14 protein-coding genes and 5 pseudogenes are annotated in these 22,448 nt (G+C 71.4%); 12 read left to right on the top strand and 7 right to left on the bottom strand.

Annotation, left to right across the window (positions count from 1 at the left end):
- Positions 1–76: 76 nt before the first annotated feature.
- The gene (locus tag ACFW2G_RS27630; RefSeq protein ID WP_384584176.1) at positions 77–1,162 is read left to right on the top strand and encodes a BTAD domain-containing putative transcriptional regulator; all 1,086 of its coding nucleotides are present in this window, start codon (positions 77–79) and stop codon (positions 1,160–1,162) included.
- Here the strand turns inward: ACFW2G_RS27630 and ACFW2G_RS27625 are convergent, their stop codons facing one another.
- Positions 1,163–1,828 (bottom strand): cutinase family protein, encoded by a 666-nt coding sequence (locus ACFW2G_RS27625; protein WP_384584173.1) that lies wholly within the window; start codon positions 1,826–1,828, stop codon positions 1,163–1,165.
- 156 nt (positions 1,829–1,984) lie between these two features.
- Here ACFW2G_RS27625 and ACFW2G_RS27620 point away from each other — a divergent pair, with 156 nt between their 5' ends.
- Positions 1,985–3,730, top strand: coding sequence for a peptidase M23 (locus ACFW2G_RS27620; RefSeq protein WP_384584170.1), 1,746 nt, complete (start codon positions 1,985–1,987; stop codon positions 3,728–3,730).
- A 102-nt stretch (positions 3,731–3,832) separates the two neighbouring features.
- On the opposite strand, the gene ACFW2G_RS27615 is transcribed toward ACFW2G_RS27620, so the two are convergent.
- Positions 3,833–4,864 (bottom strand): alpha/beta hydrolase, encoded by a 1,032-nt coding sequence (locus ACFW2G_RS27615; RefSeq protein ID WP_384455512.1) that lies wholly within the window; start codon positions 4,862–4,864, stop codon positions 3,833–3,835.
- 53 nt (positions 4,865–4,917) lie between these two features.
- Positions 4,918–7,374, bottom strand: coding sequence for a penicillin acylase family protein (locus ACFW2G_RS27610; RefSeq protein WP_384584167.1), 2,457 nt, complete (start codon positions 7,372–7,374; stop codon positions 4,918–4,920).
- A 229-nt stretch (positions 7,375–7,603) separates the two neighbouring features.
- Between ACFW2G_RS27610 and ACFW2G_RS27605 the strand changes: the two genes are divergently transcribed.
- The 5 genes and pseudogenes from ACFW2G_RS27605 to ACFW2G_RS27585 all read left to right on the top strand — a co-directional run bounded on the left by ACFW2G_RS27605 (position 7,604) and on the right by ACFW2G_RS27585 (position 13,925).
- Complete coding sequence (locus ACFW2G_RS27605; RefSeq protein WP_384584164.1) at positions 7,604–9,175, top strand: peptidoglycan DD-metalloendopeptidase family protein; 1,572 nt, start codon at positions 7,604–7,606, stop codon at positions 9,173–9,175.
- A gap of 25 nt (positions 9,176–9,200) precedes the next feature.
- Positions 9,201–9,902, top strand: a pseudogene (locus tag ACFW2G_RS27600) (glycosyl hydrolase family 32); the annotation flags it as partial.
- A 461-nt stretch (positions 9,903–10,363) separates the two neighbouring features.
- Positions 10,364–11,230: a hypothetical protein gene (locus tag ACFW2G_RS27595; protein ID WP_384584209.1), complete on the top strand. Its 867-nt coding sequence runs from the start codon at positions 10,364–10,366 to the stop codon at positions 11,228–11,230.
- Between the two features lie 497 nt (positions 11,231–11,727).
- A complete protein-coding gene (locus tag ACFW2G_RS27590) occupies positions 11,728–12,537 on the top strand; it encodes a serine/threonine protein kinase (RefSeq protein ID WP_172671409.1) in 810 nt (269 codons plus the stop codon).
- Positions 12,534–13,925 carry a serine/threonine-protein kinase gene (locus tag ACFW2G_RS27585; protein ID WP_384584161.1) on the top strand — a complete coding sequence of 464 codons (1,392 nt, stop codon included), beginning with the start codon at positions 12,534–12,536 and terminating at the stop codon, positions 13,923–13,925. The genes ACFW2G_RS27590 and ACFW2G_RS27585 overlap by 4 nt, the downstream gene beginning before the upstream one ends.
- Before the next feature lie 176 nt (positions 13,926–14,101).
- On the opposite strand, the gene ACFW2G_RS27580 is transcribed toward ACFW2G_RS27585, so the two are convergent.
- Together ACFW2G_RS27580 and ACFW2G_RS27575 are read right to left on the bottom strand one after the other, a co-directional pair.
- Positions 14,102–15,220, bottom strand: a complete 1,119-nt coding sequence (locus ACFW2G_RS27580) for a fatty acid desaturase family protein (RefSeq protein WP_384455499.1) — start codon at positions 15,218–15,220, stop codon at positions 14,102–14,104.
- A 7-nt stretch (positions 15,221–15,227) separates the two neighbouring features.
- Positions 15,228–16,238 carry a ferredoxin reductase gene (locus ACFW2G_RS27575; protein ID WP_037928785.1) on the bottom strand — a complete coding sequence of 337 codons (1,011 nt, stop codon included), beginning with the start codon at positions 16,236–16,238 and terminating at the stop codon, positions 15,228–15,230.
- Between the two features lie 133 nt (positions 16,239–16,371).
- On the opposite strand from ACFW2G_RS27575, the gene ACFW2G_RS27570 reads away from it, so the two are divergent.
- Positions 16,372–17,511, top strand: a complete 1,140-nt coding sequence (locus ACFW2G_RS27570; RefSeq protein ID WP_037928783.1) for a helix-turn-helix domain-containing protein — start codon at positions 16,372–16,374, stop codon at positions 17,509–17,511.
- Positions 17,512–17,826: 315 nt separating this feature from the next.
- The gene (locus tag ACFW2G_RS27565) at positions 17,827–18,702 is read left to right on the top strand and encodes a universal stress protein (protein WP_384584158.1); all 876 of its coding nucleotides are present in this window, start codon (positions 17,827–17,829) and stop codon (positions 18,700–18,702) included.
- Positions 18,703–18,811: 109 nt separating this feature from the next.
- On the opposite strand, the pseudogene ACFW2G_RS27560 reads toward ACFW2G_RS27565, so the two are convergent.
- Positions 18,812–19,458 (bottom strand): annotated as a pseudogene (locus tag ACFW2G_RS27560) (response regulator); the annotation flags it as partial.
- Positions 19,459–19,547: 89 nt separating this feature from the next.
- Positions 19,548–20,588 (bottom strand): annotated as a pseudogene (locus ACFW2G_RS27555) (GAF domain-containing sensor histidine kinase).
- 126 nt (positions 20,589–20,714) lie between these two features.
- On the opposite strand from ACFW2G_RS27555, the pseudogene ACFW2G_RS27550 reads away from it, so the two are divergent.
- From ACFW2G_RS27550 to ACFW2G_RS27540, 3 genes and pseudogenes are all read left to right on the top strand, one after another.
- Positions 20,715–21,242 (top strand): annotated as a pseudogene (locus ACFW2G_RS27550) (polyphosphate kinase 2); the annotation flags it as partial.
- Positions 21,242–21,890 (top strand): annotated as a pseudogene (locus ACFW2G_RS27545) (STAS domain-containing protein); the annotation flags it as partial. The pseudogenes ACFW2G_RS27550 and ACFW2G_RS27545, both read left to right, overlap by 1 nt.
- A 175-nt stretch (positions 21,891–22,065) precedes the next feature.
- Positions 22,066–22,448: hypothetical protein (locus ACFW2G_RS27540; RefSeq protein WP_384681080.1), on the top strand; the 383-nt coding region annotated here is incomplete at its 3' end.

Below are 22,448 nucleotides of genomic sequence, written 5' to 3'. Positions count from 1 at the left end.
CCCGCCCGGCGCTCCCCGTCCTACCGTGTCGACGGCGCCCACCAGACCCGACCAGTCCGGAGCCCGGGGAGCAACGATGCCGACGACTACCACCACCGCCCGCCGTCCCGCCGCCACCGCCCTCGGGCAGTGGGAGCGTCAAGTGCTCTCCGCGGTCGGCTGCGGCCTGCGGGACGACGAGATAGCCGACGCCCTCGCGATCCCCGAGGACGCCGTGGCCGAACTCATCGCGCGGATACTCGTCACCCTCCGGCTCCGCGACCGGGCAGCGGCCATCGTCCACGCCTTCGACTGCGGCCTGGTCGTCCCCGGCCGTGGCACCCGTACCCAGCCGGTGAGCTCGGCGCCCCGGCCGGCCGGCCGGGCGACCGGTCCTGCGGTGCGGATCTCCCTGCTCGGACCGGTGCGGGCGTGGCACGACGGGCGGCCGCTGAACCTGGGGCATCCGCGCCAGCAGGCGGTGCTCGCGACCCTGGCGCTGTGCGCGGGGCGGTCCCTGAGCCGGCAGGAACTGCTCGACGACGTCTGGGGCACGGAGCCGCCGGTGGCGAACGTGGTGCCGGTGTACGTCTACCGCCTGCGCAAGACCCTGCGCATCGGTGACAGTCCCGGCTCGGTCATCGAGCACGCCCGGCACGGATACCGGCTCGTCCCGGGCGCGGTCGACGTGGACGTGACGCGGATGGAGGAGCTCCTCGTCGGCATCGGCACGGCCGAGCGCGCGGGTGAACCGGCCGAGGCGGTCCGCCTGTGCGCCCAGGCCCTCGACCTGTTCCGCGGGGAACCGCTGGCCGGTCTGCCCGGGCCGCTCGCCGAGCTGGAGCGGCTGCGGCTCACCCGGCGCAGGATCGCCGTCGTCCAGCGCAAGGTGGAGTGCCAGCTGCGGCTCGGCCAGGATGCCGAGGCCATCTCCGAGCTGTTCGCCCTGTCCGCCGCGCACCCCCTGGACGAGCCGGTGGCCGCGCTGCTGATGCGGGCGCTGTACCGCGACGGCCGCCAGGCCGACGCCCTCACCGTGTTCGACCGGGCCCGCCGCGGCCTCGCCGACGAACTGGGCGTCTCCCCCGGCCGGACCCTGCGGCGGACGCACGAGATGATCCTGCGCGGTGACGAGATCGGCCTCGGCCTCACTCCCTCGGCCGGTCGCACCGCTTTCGCGTGATCACCAGGACGCGGGATACCAGGCGCCGTTGTACCACTGCTCGTTGGCGACGTCGTTGTGGAAGTCCATGTTGAAGTCGTTGGGGTAGTTCCTCACGTGGTTGCCGGGGTAGGTCCAGATTCCGGCGGACTCGTCGCACACGTAGTCCCAGTGGCAGATGGTCTTGACCGGCACATTACCGAAGAACCGGTCGGCACCGGCCAGCGGGGCGCCGACGATTCCGCCGAAGGGGACGGATCCGCCGTTGGCGCCGGGATTTCCCTGCCGCTTCGGGTCGGCGATGAGAATGGCGTTGACATTGCCGAACGTCTGCCAGTTCTCGGTGACCCAGATGTGGACGACCGCAGCGCCCAGCGAGTATCCGCCCATCTTCACGTGCTGCCACGGGCACGCGGCCCGCTGGTTACGTACCAGCCGGTTCAGCTCGTTGACACCGGCCCGGGCGCTCGCGCCGTTGGGAATCTGGGTCGGATATCCCACGTGCTGCTGGATGTTGCCGGAGAAGCCGTCGTTGTTCCACGAGCTTCCCGTACCGCCGACGACGATCGTGTACGTGCCCTCGCACGGAGCCGTCGCCGCCGCCTGCGCCGTGGCGCCCTGCGTCACCGAAATCCCGGCCGTCAGCAGAATTCCGGCCAGCGCGGCCTTGATCCTCTTCGCTCGCATGTCGATCCTCCCGTGTGTTCGGCCTGCGTGCAACGAGATTGGCAGCGGCCGATGACATCCCGATGAAACGCGCTCGGGAATCGATTCCATCGGCATTTCATCGGTGCCTCCTACTGTCGGCCGCCGACCACCTGAATGCATGACGGAAGGCACACGATGAGAGGAACCGGCTTCACACGCGTGCTCGGCAGACTGGCCTTGCTGGTCGGCGTCTGGGCACTGGTCGTCGGGTTGACGGCCTCGGTCGCCGTGGCCCTGCCCGACCCCGGACCGGCCCCGCGCGACGACCACTACGGCGTCTCCCGGTACTTCAGGGGACCGGACGCCCTGCCCCTACCGACCGAGCCCTGCGACCCGGCCGGCCCTTCGGCCGCCGACGGCATCATGGCCGGCCAGCTCAACCCCCAGCTGGGGGCGCGGATGGCGGGCCTACTGACGCCCTACAGGATGTCCTGTGCGCGGATGGTCACCAAGGCGGTCAAGGACCGGGGGCTCAACCCGAGGGCCGCGGCCATCGCGATCGCCACGGTCATCGTGGAGACCGACATCAACAACTACTCCCAGGCCGTCGACTACACGAGCATCGGGCTGTTCCAGCAGCAGGACTGGTGGGGCAGCAAGGCGCAGCGGCTGGACCCGGTCTACGCCACCAACGCGTTCCTCGACGCGATGGAGGACATGTTCCCCGGCGGCTCGTGGAACGACGTGGCGATCGGGGACGTGTGCTGGCAGGTGCAGCGGCCGCGCGAGGACCTGCGGTACAAGTACGGCCTGGAGGCGGGCGACGCCGTGATCATCGCCAACGCGCTCTGGTCCGGGATGAGCACGGGTCCCCGGCACCCGTACGGCTCCGGGCGGGTGGTGTCGGGCCGGTCCGCCGACGGACGCCTGGAGGCCTTCGCGGCGGGCGCCGACGGCGTCTACCACTCGTGGCAGAACGAGGTGAACGGCGGTTGGGCGCCATGGCGGTTCGCAGGCGGCCCGGGCGACGCCCAGCTGGCGGTGGCCGCCAACGCCGACGGCCGACTGGAGCTGTTCGCGCTGTCGGGCAGCACGCTCGACCACATGTGGCAGACCGGGCCCAGTGCGGGGTGGTCCGGCTGGGCGACCTTCGGCACCGGCGGGTACCGGCTGGCGGCGGGCAACAACGCCGACGGCCGTATCGAGGTGTTCGCCTCCAACGCCGAAGGCGTGTTCCACCGCTGGCAGACCGCGCCGAGCGGCGGCTGGTCCGGCTGGACAGGGACCGGTGGTGGCCCGGCGAACGCGCGGCTCGCCATGGAGAACGCGCCCGACGGACGGCTCGAGGTGTTCGCGCTGTCGGACTCGACCTTCGGGCACCTGTACCAGATGGGCGTCAACGGCGACTGGTCCGCCTGGGAGCACTTCGGCGAGGGCGGGCACGGCGTGACCGCGAGCCACAACCAGGACGGCAGGCTGGAGGTGTTCGCCTCCAACGCCGGCGGGGTGTTCCACCGCTGGCAGACCAGCCCCACCACATGGTCGGAATGGACGGGCACGGGCACCGGGGGGCTGCCCAACGCCGAGCTGGCCACCTCGCGGTCGGTCGACGGCCGGGTGGAGGTGTTCGCGATCAACGCCGACGCGGCCAGCCACTCCTGGCAGACCGCCCCCAACGCGCCCTTCTCGCCGTGGGAGAACTTCGGCACCGGAGGCACTGCGATCGGCGCGAGCAACAACGCCGACGGCCGCATCGAGGTGTTCGGCACCAGCAGTGCCGGTGTCTACCACCGGTGGCAGACCGGGTTCGCCAGCTGGTCGCAATGGGGCTGGCTGAACGGCCCCGGCCCGGCGGTCGGCAGGCCCGCCGCGCCCGCCCGGTCCGCCTCCGCCCCCGCTCGGAGCGCGCCCGTCGGCCGGCCCGTACCGGCGCTCGGCTAGACGTGTCCGCCGGCGGACCGTACAGGCCCGCCGGCGGATGGTGCGAGCCCGCCGTCGTCCCGTACCGCTCGTGCGGTACGGGACGACGGCGGGCTCATGGCGTCAGGAGGCGAAGTGCCTCTCCAGCCGGGGAACCAGGTCCCGGAGGTCCTCCTCCCAGCAGCCGGCGTTGTGGCCGCCGTTGCACAGGGTGCCCCAGCCGGAACCGTCGCCGTAGTTCACGTAGTGGTACGACATGCCCAGCGCGTCCATGGCGTTCTTGACGTGCTTGGCCGCGCCCTCCAGCCAGAACTCCAGGTCGGTGACCGAGCCTCCGCCGTTGCCCACGTAGATCGAGACCCCGATCCCGCCCTGCTTGATCCGGTCCATGTGCTGCGAGGGGTCGACCTCGTTGAACCGCCAGTCGGCGTTGAACACCGGGTACGGCGAGCCGAACGCGGCGTCGCTGTCCACGGAGGGCTCGTAGGCGACGAGGGAGGCGACGACGGCCAGGCGCAGGTCCATGGACCGCACCGACAGGTCGATGTCGCCGGACAGGGACGCGGTCTGGCTGAAGAGGTCCGGGCGCGCCTGGGCGTAGTGGAGGGCTCCGAACCCGCCCATCGAGACACCGGCGACGGCCCTGGCCTTCTTGGTGGCGATGGTCCGCAGGTTGGCGTCGATGAACGGGATCACCTGCTTGAGGTGGAAGTTCTCCCAGTTCTGGGCACCGGCGGCGGTCTTCTGGTTGAGCCAGTTGGCGTACCAGCCCCGGGCGCCGCCGTCCGGGATGACGGTGATCATCCGGTCCGACATGCGCAGCGCCGGATAGTTCTGCTGGATCGGGTCGTCGGGTGATCCGTGCAGGAAGTACATCACCGGATAGCGCCGGTTCGGGTCGTCGTAGTAGGTCTTCGGCAGGATGATCTTGATGTGCTGTTCCTCCGCGACCTCGGGCGTGGTCACGGTCAGGTAGAACTCGGTCGCGTCGCCCGTCGCCGTGCCGACCTGCGTCAGGCCGAACCCGTTCGCCATCGGGGGCGGCGTGCCGTCGTCGGCGGCCTGTGCCGAGGCCGCCGGTATGACCGTGACCACGGCCAGGACGGCAAACACCCATGCCAGCGCCGTGCGCCGGACGTTCGCTGTTCCTCTCACTGTGCTCCCTCTCTTGTGATGCTCTGTCTGCGCTTCGGATTCCGTGCGTCGGATCAGTCGAGGACCTTGACCACCAGGGCCGGTGACGCCGCGATCTGTTCCTCGGTGAACCGCTCGGTCACCCACTGGCCGGCCGAGAAGAGCCTGGTCTGGTCGGCGTGGTGCGGCGAGTTCGGGTCGGCGGACTGGGAGTAGGCCAGGACGGAGCGGGTCTGCGGCGGCCCTTCGGCGGTGAACCGGACCTGCTGGATGAAACTGGACCCGAAGACGACGTTCGTCTTTCCGTCGACCTGGCCCATGGTGATGACGTTGAGTACGCCCAGTTCGCCGATCATTCCGTGGATCGGAATCTGCTCGCCGCCGCGGGTGACCTTCTGGACGTCCGAGAGCGGCGCGTTCAACGGAATGCCCGCCCTGCGCATCGCGAGGACGGCCCGGCCGAACGCGTCGCGGACGGCGGAGCTGCCGGAGTCCAGCGAATTCGGTGTGTGTACCGGGTCCTTGGGGTCGAAGGGGACCCGCCAGGGGAGCTTCTCGATGCCCTGTCCGCCCTGCAGGGAGGCCCAGTAGTTCGCGAATAGCAGGGAACCCCGGCTGTCCGCCGTGTAGTCGTGGCTCTTCCAGGCGGCCAGGATCGGGCACGCCTCGCTCACGTTGACCAGGGTGCCGTCCACGAGGATGAGCCCGAAGGGCACGCTCTTGCACATCGCCACGGTGGCGTCGAGGGCGAGGTCGGCCGCTCGGCTGTTGTCGGCGAACAGCAGCTTCCCCATGGTCTCCGGGGTGAAGCCCCTGCCCGGTAGCCCGTCCGTGCCGTCGATCCGCTTCCGGGCGGTCAGGATGAGCTCCTGGGTGCGCAGCGAGCGGGGTGCCTGGGCGTCGCCCATCACCCGGGGGAAGGTCAGCGGCTGGTCGGGGTTGGCCAGCCAGGCGCTGTCGTTGGCGTTGCCCACGAAGTCGTCCCGGATCAGGCGGGGTTGCTTGCGCGGGTCGAGGAGTCCCGGCGCGACCGCGTTCGGGTCGTCGGGCCAGTCGCACGCGCTCCGCTTGCCGTCGAAGATGGAGATCGGCGGCACGTTCGGCAGCCTCAGCGGCTGATTGAAGAGGAGTTGGCCGGTCATCGTGAGACACGACTGGGCGTGCGCGTCGGTGATATTCGCGGTGGCCTGGATGTCCGCGTACAACGCCTTGCCCTTGCGGTCCGCGGCGATCGTGTTGAAGAAGGGGACGCCCTGCGTGGTCTCCAGGGTGTTGACGACGTCTTCGACGTCCTTGGCCTGGTCGAGACGGAACCAGGTGTTCAGCGCCCGCAGGTTGTTCATGTTGACGTCGCGCACGGCGTGCGCGCTGACCACCCAGGGCAGCGACACCCCCTGCATCGACGTGGTGACGGGGCCGTAACGGGTGGACCACAGGGTCCTGGTGACCTTGCCGAGGGAGCCGTCCGACTTTCGCACGTCGACGGTGACCTGCTGCGAGGTCATCTGTTCCCAGACGCCGTCGACGAGGTACGTGGTGGGGTTGAGCGGATCCACCTGGACGTCGAAGAGCCCGAACGGGGCGACCGTGGCGACCGTGTGGCTCCAGGCGACGTCGTCGTTGTACCCGATGTTCACCGCGGGGAGTCCCAGGAGGCTCGCCCCGGAGACGTTGACCTTGCCCGGGATGGTGAGATGGCTCTGCCACATCCGGTTCTTGCCCTGCCACGGGAAGTGCGGGTTGGCCAGCAGCATGCCGGTGCCGCCGGAGACGCCCTGCGAGCCGACGGCCAGCGCGTTGCTGCCCATGCTCTGCTGCCGGCTCACCGCCAGCGCGGAACTGATCTTCGCCGCGGTCTCCTTGGGCGAGGACGCGGGTTTCGCGGGGGCGGACGCCGCCCCCGGGGGCGCGGCGTCGACCTGGCCGTCGAGGAGCGCGTCGGCGCTGCCCATGATGATCTCGGCGTGCGCGTGCCGGTAGACGTCGAGTTCCGTGATCGGCCGCACCCAGGCGGCGCCCCGGCAGGCCGGGTCGGTAAGGGCGTCGGCGCCCGTCTCGGACAGGTACCGGTTGTATCCCTGGACGTAGCCCCGGATGGCCTCCTTGACCTCGGGCTCCGGGCCGTCGGGGGCGGGCTGTGCGATCAGCCGCTCCACCACCCCGTCGTCCTTGATCCGCTGGAAGTACAGGTCGCTCTTGAGATTGGTGGTGGTGTTCTGGTTCTGGCCGGGGCTCGCCCTGCCGTCGGGCCCCAGATGGCGGGACCTCTGAGCGTTGACCATCAGATAGGTGTCGGCCAGGGTGCAGATGTTGTCCTTGGCCGCCGCGTATCCGTAGCCGGTGCCCAGGCCCTCCCAGTCCGAGGCGATGATGTGCGGGATGCCGTACTCGGTGTACCGGATGGTCGGCCTGTCCGGTCCCGCCGCCGGCCGGGTGGCGGCCGTGGAGCCCGTGGCGGCCATCGTGCTCATCACCGCGACGGCGGCCGCCACCGCCATCGGCAGCCTCGCTCTTGCTCGCGTCCGTGCCATCGGCCCGTCCTCCCCTTCGTACCGCTCCTCGTGCGAACGCGGTCACGCTAGGAAGGGGCGATGAAATCCCGATGATGGACCACCGCCGACGGGCGATCCGGTACCCGAGGCGGGGCCGGCTGTCACCCCGTAACCTTCCGGGGTCTCCGGGCCGTCGGGGCGTTGCTACGTTCCCTACCGCCCGCCCGCGCCACCCGGTCGGCGGCCCGCGCCCCTGGAGGAGCTTCCTGTGCTTCGTGGACTTTCCCGCCGCGCGGTGAGCTCCGTGCTCGCGGCGTCGGCCGCCCTGCTGCTGCCGGCCCTGGTGCCCGCTGCGGCCCCGGCCGCGGCCCGGACCACCGCTTCCACCGCGTCCGTCCGATCCACCGTTCCCGCCGCTTCGGTCGCATCAGCCGCTTCCACCGCGGCGTGCCCGGCGGCGGGGCCCGTGTCCCAGCACTTCCACTCCGGGCACAACGGCGTCGACGTCGCCAACGGGGTGGGGACGCCGATCTACGCCGTGTCCGACGGCGAGGTGACCATCTCCGGGTACGAGCCGGGCTACGGCCAGTGGATCCGGATCCAGCAGCCCGACGGGCGGATCTCCGAGTACGGGCACATGTCCCGGCGGGACGTCTTCGCCGGCGACCGTGTCGTGGCCGGCCAGCAGATCGCCCTGATGGGTTCGGAGGGGAACTCCACCGGCCCCCACCTGCATCTGCGGATCTGGGGGGACTCGTCCGCCTCCTACGGCGTCGACCCCGAGGTCTATCTCGCCGAACGCGGCGTCGTGCTGCCCTGCACCCCGGGCACGGGGCCGCGGCCGAAGCCGCTCGTGTATCCGTCGGAGTCGGGCCGGGTCGTGTCGGCGCGGTCGGCGGACGGGCGTCTGGAGGTGTTCGCGGCCGGGGCCGACGGCATCCACCACGCCTGGCAGCGGGAGGTCAACGGCGACTGGTCGCCCTGGGAGTCGCTGGGCGGTCCCGCCGGCGCCGAGCTCGCGCTCGCGCCCAACGCCGACGGCCGGCTGGAGCTGTTCGCGCTCAACGGGACCACCTTCCAGCACCGTTGGCAGCTGAGCCCGTCCGGCGGCTGGTCGCACTGGGAGGGCTTCGGCGAGGGCGGCCGGGACACCGCGGCCGGAGTCAACGCGGACGGCCGCATCGAGGTCTACGCCTCCGGCCCGGTCGGGCTGTTCCACCGGTATCAGCTCGCCCCCAACGGCGGCTGGTCGGGCTGGGAGTCCACGGGCGGCGGCCCCGCCGACAGCCGTGTGGAGATGGGGAAGGCTCCCGACGGACGCCTTGAGGTCTTCGCCCTCAACGGCACCACCTTCCAGCACCGCTACCAGACCGCGCCCAGCGGCGGCTGGTCCGCGTGGGGCCCGTTCGGCGAAGGCGGCCACGACCTGACCGTCGACCACAACGCCGACGGCCGCCTGGAGGTCTTCGCCTCGGGTCCGGTCGGCGTGTTCCACCGGTACCAGACCGGGCCCTCCGGCTGGTCGGGCTGGGAACGCACCGGCGGCCCGGCCGACGCGCAGCTCACCAGCGAACGCACTCCCGACGGCCGCGTCGAGGTCTTCGCCATGAACGGCACCACCGCCATGCACAGTTGGCAGACCGCCGTCAACGCCCCCTACAGTGACTGGGCCCCCTTCGGCTCCGGCGGTACGGAGGTCACCGCCGCCTCCAACGCCGACGGCCGGATCGAGGTCTTCGGGACCAATCCCTCCGGAACCTTCCACATCTGGCAGACCGGGTTCTCCAGCTGGTCCGGCTGGGAGTGGCTGGGCGGCTCCCCCGGCCCCGGCCAGGGCTGACCGCTCACCCGGAAGGATCAGATCCGTGTTTCCGATCAGCAGACGGAGTGTGCTGCGGGGTGTGGCCGGAGCCGGGGCGCTGCCCCTGCTCGGCCTCTCCCCGGCCGTCGCCTCGCCCACCGGTGACGCCCCGGCGCCCTCGTGGGTCGGCGCGGGCCCCTTCGCGTACGTCCACGACCCGTCGACCCCCGCCGGCCCGCGCTATCTCAACGACCATACGCTGATCAGGGCGCGGGGCCGCTGGCACGTCTTCGGCATCGTCGGCGACAGCGCGCCGCGCGGCGAGGCGCCGGACAGCTCGGCGGAGATCTCCTTCGCCCACGCCTCCGCCCCGGGCCCGCTGGGTCCGTGGACCACTCACGCCGACGCCCTCACCATCGACCGGTCCTACTTCGGTGAGGAGCACCTGTGGGCGCCGCACGTCGTCGAGGCCGACGGCACGTTCTGGATGTTCTACGCCGCAGGCGGCGCGAGCGGGGCGGCCGTCAACCTGGCCACGTCGACCGATCTGTTCACCTGGACCCGCGTACCGTCCGGCCCGCTGTTCCGGGGCCTCGCGGCGCGTGACCCGATGGTGCTGCGGGTGGGGGACGAGTGGGTCATGTACTACACGGAGCTCTCCGGGCCGGGTGGGCACCACGTCGTTGCCCACCGGCGGTCCGCCGACCTGACGCACTGGAGCGAGCCGGGCGTCGCCTTCACCGACGCGAGCACGGACGCGACCGTCTCGGTCACCGAGTCGCCGTACGTCGTCCGACGGGACGGCTGGTACTACCTGTTCATCGGCCCGCGGGGCGGCTACGAGGGAACCGACGTACTGGCGTCGCGGGACCCCTTCCGCTTCGAACTCGCCGGGTACGCGGGGCATGTGGCCGGTCACGCCGTCGAGGTCATCGACGACGGGGGCACCTGGTACGCGAGCGCGGCCGGCTGGTTCCGCAACGGACTGTTCCTCGCGCCGCTCCAGTGGCGTGACACTCCGGTCCCGTGGCAGAGCCCCGACCACCCGGTGGCCGGGCTCGACGTGCACGGCCGCCTCACGCTGTTCGCGCTCGACGCCGCCGACCGCTCGATGCTGCGGCGCGTCCAGCTCGACCCGTACGGCGACGGCTGGTCGGAGTGGGAGCCGTTCGGCGGCCCGGCGGGCGCGGTTCCCTCCCTCGGCCGCGACACGACGGGAGGCTGGAGGTGTTCTCGATCGCCCCGGGCGGCATCCACCTCAACCTCCGCGTGCAGAGCCCGGACGGCGGGTGGCACGACTGGGAGGGGTTCGGCGGCCCGGCCGGCGCCGCGCCCGCCGTCGCCCGTGACGCGGCCGGCCGGCTGGAGGTCTTCGCCCTCAGCCCGGGCGGCGCGTCCTTCGCACGGCGCCGGCAGCGGTCGCCCGGGGCACTGGCCTGGGATCCGTGGGAACCCGGCTTCGGTCCGGCGGCGGGCGCGCCACCTGTGGTCGCGGCGAACGCCGACGGCAGGCTCGAGGTGTTCGCCCTCGCGCCCGGCGGCGCCGGGATCGTCCACCGGTGGCAGGAGACCCCCGGCGGGCCGTGGACCCCGGCATGGCACCCGTACGGCACCGCGGCGGGCTCCGCGCCCCGGGTGGCCGAGGACGGCAGCGGCCGGCTCGCGGTCGCCGCGATCGGGCCGTCGGGCGTCGGGACCTTCACCCGGCGGCAGACCGCGCCGAGCGGCGGCTGGGACGCATGGCTGCCGATGTTCGGATGGAGCGCCGCCGTCCCGGCGTTCGCCGCCAACGCCGACGGCCGCCTGGAGGCGTTCTCGCTCGCTCCGGGCGGCGCCCGGCTGAGTCACCGCTGGCAGCTCGCTCCGGGCGGTGACTGGGGCCCCGAGCGGGAGTTCGGCGAGCCCGGTGTCCGGCTCGTCGCCACCCCCACGGCCGTACGCGACCCGGCCGGGCGGCTGCACGTCTTCGCCGTGACCGCCGCGGGGCGGATCCGGACCCGTGTCCAGGAGCGGCCGAGCGGCGAGTGGCGGCCGTGGACCTCCTTCGGCGAGCGTGCGGTGGCGCCGCTGGTGTCGCATGCTCCCGCTCTGTGAGCGGAGCGTACGGATCTCGCCACGTGAACGGTGACATAGGCCGCCTCCGGACACCTGTGAGGGCCCCGGACCCGGATTCCGCCCGCCGTTCACGGTGACGTTGCCCACCTTGTGCGGCCCCGGGCCCGGCGGCGGCGGCCGGCCCCGGCCCGGCCGGTCCGCCGCTCCGGCGGCGCGCGGACACGGCCCGTCTCCCGCTCTCCCCGGTGCACGCTCCACGTCCCAACTGCTCGGCGGAGGAACGGAAACAGTCCCACATGGCGGCTCATTTCACGGCGCCGACATGACCTGGGCCGGCGAGAAGGTCCCCGGCAGTCCGCGTCGCACGGAGTCACGGGGGAGAGGCTCCGGGGCGCCCCGCGCACCGTCGTGGCGGGTGGCTCCGGCCGCTGGGCGGCCCGTCCGGACGAGGTGGCCAAAGTACGACGGTGAACTCCCCCTACGGATGAGTATCGTTCGGCTCGTCCGAGAGTACGGCCGGGGGAACGGGGGAACGGGTGAGCGGCGTAGTCGTCCATCTGCCGCGAGGTACGGGAGGCGCCGACGGCGGCGAGCCGGGCGGGGACGCGGTGACGCTCCGGCTCGGCCCGGGCGAGGTGGCCCGCTTCGGACGGGGCTCCGCCGCGGTCCCCGTCGAGCTGGTCCTGGACGACCCGGCGATCTCGCGGCTCGCCGGGGAGATCCGGGTGACCCAGGACCACTGGCAGCTGACGAACTACAGCGCCGGCCACAGCTATCTGGTGGAGAACCCGGAGGGCGCGGGCGAGTACCTGAGGATTCCGCCGCGCCGGGTCGGGGCGCCCATCCCGTTCGAGTTCTCCCGGGTGGTGCTGCCCACCCGGGGTGACGCCACCGTCTCCTTCCAGGTGTTCGCCCCCGACCATGTGTTCCTCGACCCGGAGGCCACGGACGTCCCCTGGGGGAACAGCACGGTGACCGCGTACTCCCTGGACGAGACGGCCACGTACTTCCTCGTTCTCGTCGCGCTCTGCGAGCCGCGTCTGCGGGACCAGTCCCGGGTCGCGGTGCCCACCACCCCGCAGATCGTCGAGCGGCTCAGGGGTCACGTCACGTGCGGCACGCTGACCGCTCGGGCGGTCAGTTCGCACATCGACTACCTGGCCGAGGAGAAGCTGCGCATCGCGGGCCCCGCCACCGGGGAGTCCGGCAAGGGGGACCGCCGCAACGGCAAGCGGGAGGAGATCGTCGGGCTCGCCCTGCGGTTCGGGCTCGTGCGTGAGGAGCACCTCGCGCTGCTGCCGCCCCTGACGGGGGCCGGCGGGCGGGAGCGGCAGGGCGCCTCGTGACCTCCCCGGGCGTCCCGGGAGGCATCGCGGGGCACGACCGTTCGGACGAACTCCCACCCGGCTACCGGGTGGGAGGCTGGGTGGTCTCCGAATTGATCGGGTCCGGGGGGTGGTCCACCGTCTACGCGGCGCGGCCGGCCGACGGGCCCGCGGGCCCCGCCGAGGTCGCGCTCAAGATCATGCCGACCGCGGGACTCGCGCCCCGGCAGGCGCGCAGGATCATGGAGTCCGCCCGCCGCGAGGTCGAGCTCGGGAGCAGGGTCGGGCATCCCCGGCTGATCGGTCTCCTCGGCTCGTTCGTGCTCGCGGCGCCCGATCGGCCCGCCGTGGACGGCGCGATCGTGCTCGTGATGGAACGGGCCTCCGGCAGCCTGCGCGAACTCCTCGACGCGGGGGTGCCCGAGGCGGACCGGGGACCGCTGATCGCGGGAATCTGCGAGGGGCTCGCGCATCTCCACCGGTCGGGCTGGGTCCACGCCGACCTCAAGCCGGAGAACGTCCTGCTGGGTGCCGACCGCTCGGTGAAGCTGTCGGACTTCGGCCTCGCGACCGAGCTCACGGGGACCCACGGGTACGCCCCGCCGATGGGCACCCTGGACTATCTGCCGCCTGAGCGCTGGCGGGCGCCCCTCGGCGAACTCGGCGTCCGGATCAGGCCGACCGCGGACATCTGGGCCTTGGGCATCGTCGTCCACGAGGTGTTCTCGTCGGGCGGTTCGCCGTTCTCCGGCGCCACGCCGGTGGCGCGAGGCGCCGCGGTCCAGGAGTACGGCGAGGGGCGGGCGCCGCTGCGGATGGACCACGCGGTGCCGCCGTTCTGGCGGGAGCTGGCCGCCGACTGTCTCGCCCCGACCCACGAGGCGCGGGCGCCGCACACCGCCGAGAGCCTGCTCGCCCGCATCGCCGGCCGTCAGAAGACGCCCGCCGGCGGGCGTCAGCGGGTCCGGGCCCGCGCCGCCGTCCTCGCGACCGCGATGTGCGGGTTCGCCGCCGCGGCCCTGTGCTCGGACGCGGTGCGGCCGGTCGGGTCCGTGCCGCCCGACGTCCTGGGCTCGACGGCCGGCACGATCCGGGTGTTCAACGCGGAGCGGAGTTGCCGCGAGCGGGTCGACCGGCACCCCGGGTGCAGTCTGGGGCTGGCGATCGATCCCGTACGGCCGTACACGGCGGACAACGTCGTGCCGACCAGGGTGTGGCACGGCGATGTGCTCGCCGCCGACTGCCAGGTCCCCGACGGGCAGCCCATCGTCGACGAGGAGGCCCGGTGGTCCACCCGCTGGTTCCGCGTCCGGCTCCCTTCCGGGTCTGGTCCCCCGGTGGCCTGGCTGCCCGCCGTGCGCACCAAGGAGCGGCCGGCGCTGCCGGAGTGCCCGCGCCCGACGGCCTGAGCCGGAGGTGCGGGGACGCGCGTACCCCCGGGAGAGCTGCTTCCCGGGGGTACGCGAGGGTTCACGCCGTACGGTGTGCGGTCAGTTCGCTTTCACAGGGGCTGGCCCGGAAGTGGTCCGGATCTTGGCCGGCGGTGCCTGCGGTACGGCCGGAAGATCCGAACCGATACCGGAAGTCAGGCAGCGACGAGCTCCTGCTCGCGGTCCGGCGCATCGACCTTGGGCTTCTTGTTCGGCAGCGAGAGCCGGAAGACCTTGTGCCACGCGGAGAACACCTGCTTGGGCAGGGGCCCGGTGACGTACTCCAGCTCGTACTTCTCGAACAGCGCGCGCACCTTCACCGCGACCTCGGCGTACCGGTTGCTCGGCAGGTCCGGGAACAGGTGGTGCTCGATCTGGTGCGACAGGTTGCCGGTCATGAAGTGCATGGCCCGGCTGCCGCTGATGTTCGCCGAGCCCATCATCTGGCGCAGGTACCACTGGCCGCGCGTCTCGCCCTTGATCGACCGGCGCTCGAAGACCTGGACGCCCTCGGGGAAGTGCCCGCACATGATCACCGAGTGGGACCAGATGTTGCGGACCAGGTTCGCTGTGAACGTCGCGGCGAGCGTGGTGAGGAAGGACGGGCCCGACAGCAGCGGGTGGATCACGTAGTCCTTGAGCACCTGCTTGCGGATCTTGCGGCCCACGGCCCTGGCCCGCGCCCGGAACTCCGGGTCCTTGCGGCGGCGCTTGTGCAGGTTCTTGCCGAGCTCCAGGTCGTACGCCGCGATGCCGTACTCGAAGAAGCAGGCGTTGATGAAGTTCCACAACGGCTGGCCGAGATGGAACGGGTGCCACTTCTGGTCCTCGTCGACGCGCATGATGCCGTAGCCGAGGTCGTTGTCCTTGCCGATCACGTTGGTGTACGTGTGGTGCAGCTCGTTGTGCGAATGCCTCCACTGGTCGGACGGCGATACGTGATCCCACTCCCAGGTGGTGGAATGGATCTTCGGGTCCCGCATCCAGTCCCACTGGCCGTGCAGGATGTTGTGCCCGATCTCCATGTTGTCCATGATCTTCGCCACGGACAGTCCGGCCGTGCCGATCAGCCAAGCGGGCGGGAAGAACGAGAACAGCAGCACGCCCCTGCTGACCAGCTCCAGCTTGCGCTGCGCCGAGATGACCTTGCGGATGTAGGCGGCGTCCTTCTCGCCCCGGCTGGCGATCACCTCGTCGCGGATCGCGTCCAGCTCGCGGCCGAGCTCCTCGATCTGCTCCGCGGTCAGGTGGGCGGTGGGGTCGATGGCGGTCAAGGTGCTCCTACCGTTCGATGTCACAGGGGCCCGCCGCGGCGGACACGCAGGTCTGGATGAGGACGCCCGGCTCGGCCTCGGTGATCTCGCCGGTGCGCAGGTCGCGGACGGCGCCCGCCTTGAGCGGCGTGACGCAGCCGAAGCAGATGCCCATGCGGCACCCGGACGGCATGAGCACGCCGGCCTCCTCGCCGACGTCCAGCAGCGGCGTGGCGCCGTCCGCCTCGACGGTCTTGCCGGTGGCGCTGAAGGTGACCTCGCCGCCGTCACCGGCGACGACGAGGGCGGCACGGAAACGTTCGGTGTGCAGGCGCTCTGCGACGCCGTGTTCGCTCCAGAACTCCTCGGCGGCGTCGAGCAGGCCCGCGGGTCCGCAGGCCCAGGTCTCGCGCTCGGCCCAGTCGGGTACCAGTTCGGCGAGACGGGTGATGTCGAGCACGCCGTCCGTGTCCGTGTGCACCTCGGTGAGCTGCAGCTTCCCGTCCGCGACCAGGTCGTGCAGTTCGTCACGGAAGATCACGTCCTGTGGGCGTGGCGCGCTGTGGACCATGACGACGTCGTCGAACTCGGTGTCACGCAGCATGCCCATCACAGGCGTGATGCCGCTGCCGGCCGTCAGGTAGAGCACCTTGGCGGGCCGGGCCCGCGGCAGTACGAAGTCGCCGGTGGGCTGGTCGAGCTGGACCAGCGTGCCCGGCTGTGCCCTGCGGACCAGGTGGTTGCTGACCTTGCCGTCCGGGATCGCCTTCACGGTGATCGTGACGCGGCCGTCCCGGCGGTTCGCCGGCGAGGTGATGGAGTAGGCGCGCCACAGGCGCCTGCCGTCGACGTCGACCCCGATCCGCACGTACTGGCCGGCCGTGTGACCGCGCCAGCCCTTTCCCGGCCTGATCACGATGGTCGCGGCGTCCCCCGTCTCGGGGTGCACGGCCTCGATGCGCCCCCGCAGGTCCGCGCCCGCACGCAGCGGGCTGACCAGGTCGAGGTAGTCCGACGGCAGCAGCGGCGTCGTGACCATCTCCAGCAGTTTCCACGCCCTACTGCGGAGGGCTGCACTCGTCATGACCCCAGCTTGATGCGCCTCAGGGCGTAAAGTCCTGACCGCAGGACGTAAATCTGGCCGGCTGAATTGTTCGCAGGGAATAAAAGACATGAGCCATCCGATCCGGAGGGTCACCGAACCGGCTCTGGACCCGACAACGGTCACCGCACTCCGGGCCGCGCTGACGACCACCGCCGACGAGGTCGTCCAGGCGATCATCGACGAGGTCCCTCCCTACGCCAACGCCCTTTCGGGCCGCATGGGCGTCACCATCCGCCGAGCGGTCCGCACCGCCCTGGGGCACTATCTGGACCTCGCGAGCGGGAACGCCACGGGCGGCGACGCCGGTGACGCGGCCTACGAGCTGGGCCGGGGCGAGGTGCGCGACGGGCGTTCGATGGACGCCCTGCTCAGTGCCTACCGCGTCGGCGCCCGCGTGGCCTGGCGATGCCTGGCAGCGGGTGCCGTACCCGCAGGTCTGCCCGCCGCCGAGGTCGCCAAGTTCGCCGAGCTGACCTTCGCCTACATCGACGAGCTCTCCGCCGCCAGCGCCGCGGGCCACGCCGACGAACTGGCCGCCCGGGGCCGGGACCACGAGCGCCACCTGGAACACCTGGCCCGCGACCTCCTCGCCGGCGCGAGCCAGGATGTGCTGCTGGCCGCTGTTCAACGGGCCGGGTGGCAGCCCCCCGTTACGCTGACCGCCGTCCTGCTGCCCGCCGCCCAGACCCGGCCCGCCTACCGCACGCTCGACCCGGGCACCCTCGTCCTCGACGACCTGCCGGACGCCTACGGCGTGCTGCTCGTCCCCGATGCCGACCGGTCGCACCTCTTGCGGCAGCTGACCGACCGCACCGCCGTGGTGGGCCCGGCCCGGCCATGGACCCGTGCGTCCGCCTCGTACGCACGAGCCGCACGCGCGCGCTCCCTCTCCCCGGATATCCGGGACACCGAGGACCACCTGCCCGAGCTGGTGCTGAGCGCCGACGCGGACGCGTTCGCAGACCTGCGGGCCCGGGCCCTCGCACCGTTGCGGACCTTGCCTGTCGCGACCGCACGGCGGATGGAGGAGACGTTGCGGGCGTGGTTGCTTCACCACGGCAGGCGGGACGAGGTGGCGGCGGCGTTGTTCGTCCATCCTCAGACCGTCCGGTACCGGATGTCGCAGCTGCGGGAGCTGTTTCCGGATCTCGCATCGCCACACCGGGTCCTCGAGCTGACGCTGGCGGTCGGTCTTCGGGCCGGCTGACGCGTACCGCGATCGGGGGAGAGGAGGAACAGAAAGAGTTGGCACCCGTGTCGAGCGGGTCGCGCCGACGGCGCCTGACGGGCGAAAGCCCAGGTCAGGCGCCGTCTTTCAGGCTCTACAAAGAAGCCGAGCTTCTTCGGGGAGCAGCTCACCAGGAGGTTCTTCGTCTGCTGCACCTGCCGAGGTGCGGCCGCGAGAGGAGGACCGGCCCTCGAGAAGGGACCGTCGGCCCTTGTCCGCCCCTGCCGGTCACGAGCAACGTGAGTCCCGCTGGCGGACCCCGATGCCTCGCACATCAATACGGAGGACAGACCTGTGAAGCGCACCCTTGTCGTCGGAGTGGACGGATCCCCGGAAAGCCGGGCCGCTGCGGACTGGGCCGCGCGCGAAGCCGTACGGCGTGACCTGCCCCTGCAGGTGGTCCACGCCTGGCTGTGGCAGCCGCTCGCCGTTCCGATCGTCCAGGACCGCCAAACCGAGTCCCGCCGCGCCGATGACATCCTGAAGGAGGTCGAGCAGGAGCTCACCCACCGGTACCCGTCGCTCGCGCTCACCGCGGAAGTCCTGTGCGACGCGCCCGTGCCGGCCCTGCTGCGCACCGCCAAGGAAGCCGAGATGCTCATCCTCGGCACCCGCGGGCACGGAGCCCTGCTCGGCTTCCTGCTCGGCTCCTACGGTCAGCAGGTGATCGCTGCCGCCGAGTGCCCCGTCGTCTCCGTCCGCTCCGCCCACGCCAGGCCGCTGGCCGTGCCGGAGGAGGGCGAGGTCGTCGTGGGACAGCAGGGTGGTGTGGAGGAGTCCGCCGAGGTACTACGCGTCGCGTTCGAGGCGGCCGCGGCGCGCAAGGTACCGCTTCGCGCCGTCCGGGCCTGGAACCTGCCCCCGGTGTACGGATACAGCCCCGGCTCGATGTGGATCGCCGAGCAGTTCGGCGGGCTGGAGCCGTTCGAGAAGGCCGCGCTGGACCAGGCGCTGGAGCCGTGGCGGCTGAGGTTTCCCGAGGTCGAGGTCGTCGCGCACGTGGAGCGGGGCAGCGCCGGCCACGTGCTGCTGTCCGAGGCTTCGGACGCCCAGCTGGTCGTCGTCGGCCGCCGGGTCCGCGAGTCGGCGGTGGGTACGCGCATCGGTTCGGTGGCCCATGCCGTGCTCCACCACGCGGCCTGCCCCGTCGCTGTCGTCCCGCACCACTGACGCCGAATCGACGGTTGAAGCCGGGCCCGCCGTCGTACGGCGTGCCCGGCCCGTCCCGTGGACGGTTCCTACTCCCCGGCCGGACCGGGTGCCGACCGGGCGGGGTCGGCGCGTGACTGGCGATCACCGCGGCCTGGACGCGCCTCTCCACGCCGAGCTTGATGAAGAGCCGCGAGATGATGTTCTTGACGGTCTTCTCCGCCAGGTACAGCCGTTGGCCGATCTCCCGGTTGGTGAGACCCTCGCTGACCATGAGCAGGATCTCCTTCTCCCGGTCCGTGAAGCCCGGTAGCCCCGGGGCCTGCTCCTCCTTGGGCACGTCGCCGCGCATGCGGGCCATCAGCCGCGTGGTGGCCCCGGGGTCGAGCATCGACTGGCCGGCGGCCACCGTCCGGACGGCGGTCACGAGGTCGGTGCCGGTGATCTGCTTGAGCACGTAGCCGGAGGCCCCGGCCATCACGGCGTCCAGCAGTGCTCCCCGTCGTCGAACGACGTGAGCATCAGGCAGGCCAGCTCGGGCATCCGCTAGCGCAATTCCCGGCACACGCTCTCCCCGTCGCCGTCCTGGAGCCGTACGTCCAAGATCGCGACCCGGGGGCGCAGCGCGGGGATGCGGATCAGCGCCTGTTCCGCCGTGCCGGCTTCACCGACCACGGTCAGGTCGGGCTCGGCGTCCAACAGGTCGTGCGCTCCCCGGCGTATGACTTCGTGGTCGTCGAGCAGGAAGATGCTGATGGGATCGGTCGCGCCGCTCATCCGTCCGGATCTCGTCACCAGGTTCCGGTTGGAGGCGGACCCGGCGCAGCCCGTGCCCGCGGACCGGGGCTGATGCCGTGCCCCGGTCCTCAACCCCCGGTGGAGAGGGGAGCCCGCCAGACGAGCCTTGTACCCCCGTCCTCCGGAGTCTCGTGAGTGAAGGAGCCACCCAGGCTCTGCGCCCGCTCGTCGAGGTTGAGCAGGCCGCTTCTGCGGCCTTGGGCCGGAATGCCCGTCCCGTTGTCCGAGACGGTCAGCACGATCTCGCCCTGGCCGGCCTTGAGGGTCACTCCGACCCGGGTCGCCTGTGCGCGGCGGGCGGCGTTGCTGAGCAGCTCGCCCAGCACAGCCATGACGTGGTCGGCGATCTGTGGAGGTACGTCGGTGTCGAGCAGGCCTTCCATGCTCAGGCGCGGCGGGTGACCGAGGGTGGTGGCCGCGTCGCCGACGGCACGGGCGGCGCGCGCCCGCAGACCAGGACCGCCCTCGCGGTCCTTGGTGCGCAGCCCGAAGATCGTCGACCGGATGATCTTGATCGTTTCGTCCAGGTCGTCGACCGCCCGGCCGACCCTTTCGGCGCCACCGAGAGGGTGGAGATCACCGTCTCGTCCTCGGTGTCGAAGTCGATCCCGCCACGCTTGTCGGTCAGGTAGAGATTGCCGAACACCTCGTCGCGGACCCGGATCGGCACACCGAGGAAGGCGCGCATGGGCGGGTGATGGGCCGGAAAGCCGTAGGAGGAGGAGTGCGCGCCGAGATCCGTCAGGCGCAGCGGTTCCGGGTGGTGGATGACCTCCCCGAGCAGGCCGTGGCCCGCCGGCAAGGGACCGATCTCGGCGATCTCCTCATCCGTGAGCCCCACGGTCAGGAACTGTGAGAGAGTCCGGCCGTCGGGGCCGATCACTCCCAGCGCGCCGTATTCGGCGTCGACGAGCAGCGCGGCGGCCTCCACGATCCGCCGGAGCACCTGGGCGAGATTCCAGTTCCCGCCCCACCGACACCACGGCTTCCAGGAGGCTGTGCACCCGGTCCCGGGTGCCTCGCACCTCGTCGATGCGCGCTTGGAGCTCGTCCAGCAGCTCGTCCAGTCGCCTCCGCGGTACCTGCGTCAACGGATCCCTCACACCCACGTGCTTTCCCTCCGACGGCTCGCTCGGTGGCCCGATCCACGGTCAGCGTATCGACACGCCCAGGCCCGATGGGCATCGTTGCGCGCGGATGCCAGCCGAGACTGACTTGACCGAAGCGCCGCGGTCTACGAGGACGAGCTGCTACGGCTCCAGACGGAGCTGATCAAACTCCAGGAGTGGGTGCGTGCGGAGTGCGCTCGGCTCGTGGTCGTTTTCGAGGGCCGCGACGCGGCTGGGCAAGGGCGGCACGATCAAGCGTGTCGCGGAACACCTCAACCCCCGGGGCGCACGCATCGCGGCCCTGACCACTCCGACGGAGCGGGAGCGCAGCCAGTGGTACTTCCAGCGTTACGTCGAGCACCTGCCGGCTGCCGGCGAGATCGTCCTGTTCGACCGCAGCTGGTACAACCGCGCCGGAGTCGAGCACGTCATGGGCTTCTGCACACCCGCGGAACACCGGCTCTTCCTGCGCCAGTGCCCGCTCTTCGAGCACATGCTCGTCGAAGACGGGATCCTGCTCCGCAAGTACTGGTTCTCCGCCAGCGACGCAGTGCAGGAGGAGCGGTTCCGCGCCCGGCGGAGGACCCGCTGCGGCGCTGGAAGCTCCCCCCGATGGACCTGGAGTCCCTCACGCGCTCGGAGGCGTACTCGCGCCGAGCGCCGTGCTCGGCGCCATCGTCGCCTATGCCGCCGTCCGCCTCGTCGAACTGGGCGAGTTCCGGCGCCTCGCGGCCTTTCGCCGACGCGAACTGCTCCTGGCACTCGGTTGCCTTCTGGGCGTTCTCGCCCTCGGCATCCTGTACGGGTCCTTGTCGCCGTGACCCTGTCCGTGGTCGAGTTGCTGGCCAGCGTGGCCCGCCCGCACGACGCCGTGGAAGGAATGGTGCCCGGGCTCGCCGGCATGCACGACGTGGACGACTACCCGACGGCGCGGACCGTTCCGGGGCTGGTGATCTACCGCTACGACTCGCCGCTGTTCTTCGCCAACGCGGAGAACTTCCGCCTCGTGCCCTGGCAGCGATCGACGAGCAGACCTCTCCCACACGGTGGTTCGTCCTCAACACCGAGGCGAACATGGAGGTGGACATCACGGCGCTGGACGCCGTGGACGCACTCCGTCAGGAACTCAAGGACCAGGGCGTCGTCCTGGTCCCGGCAAGGGTCAAGCAGGAACTCCGCGAGGACCTGGACGCATACGGCCTGACCGCCTCTGTGGGCGCCGACCGCATCTACCCGACCCTGCCCACGGCTCTGGACGCCGATCGGGAATGGAGCCGCGGGGCAGGGCCCGAGGCGGAATGAGCAGGACCTGCCGTCCCGAAGAGGGCTGCCCGGCACCTGCTGGTGACTGGGCCGGGGAGCGTAGTCGGGGTGGTTCGGGTCTTCTCCGAGCTGGTGTGTCGCCTGCGCCGGGGGCCTGCTGCGCATGGCAGGGGCTGAGTCTTTGGCTCAGCATCCGGCGAAGCCGGGAGCCCACGTGAGCATGATTTCGCTGGCTTCCGTGAGCGAGGTCCATCTCGGTTCAGTCTTCGGACCGGGTAAGGACGAAGACGCCGTCGTCCGCGCCCTGGGCCCGTTGCAGCTCTCGGCAGGGCGCGGGATATCCATCGATCAAGTCGACGAATCCGTTCCCGTCCACCACGCATCCGCGATGTCCTTGCTCGCGTTCCCGTGCGGCGAGGACGAGTTTCTTGCTGTACTCCCGGTGCGAGTCGGTTACGAACTGACTGGCGAGATCGCCGTGGACGACGAAGGTGATCTTGCGGGAGAAGTCTGGCTTGGAATTCAGGCGGGGGGTTCGCCCCGCCCCGCCGTGTTCGGTCCCGTTCGGTCGCTGCGCAGGGCCCTTCGGCCCTGCGC

It is taken from the genome of Streptomyces sp. NPDC058880 (assembly GCF_042742535.1).
GTDB lineage: Bacteria > Actinomycetota > Actinomycetes > Streptomycetales > Streptomycetaceae > Streptomyces.
This window is presented reverse-complemented; position numbering and strand designations above follow the sequence as displayed.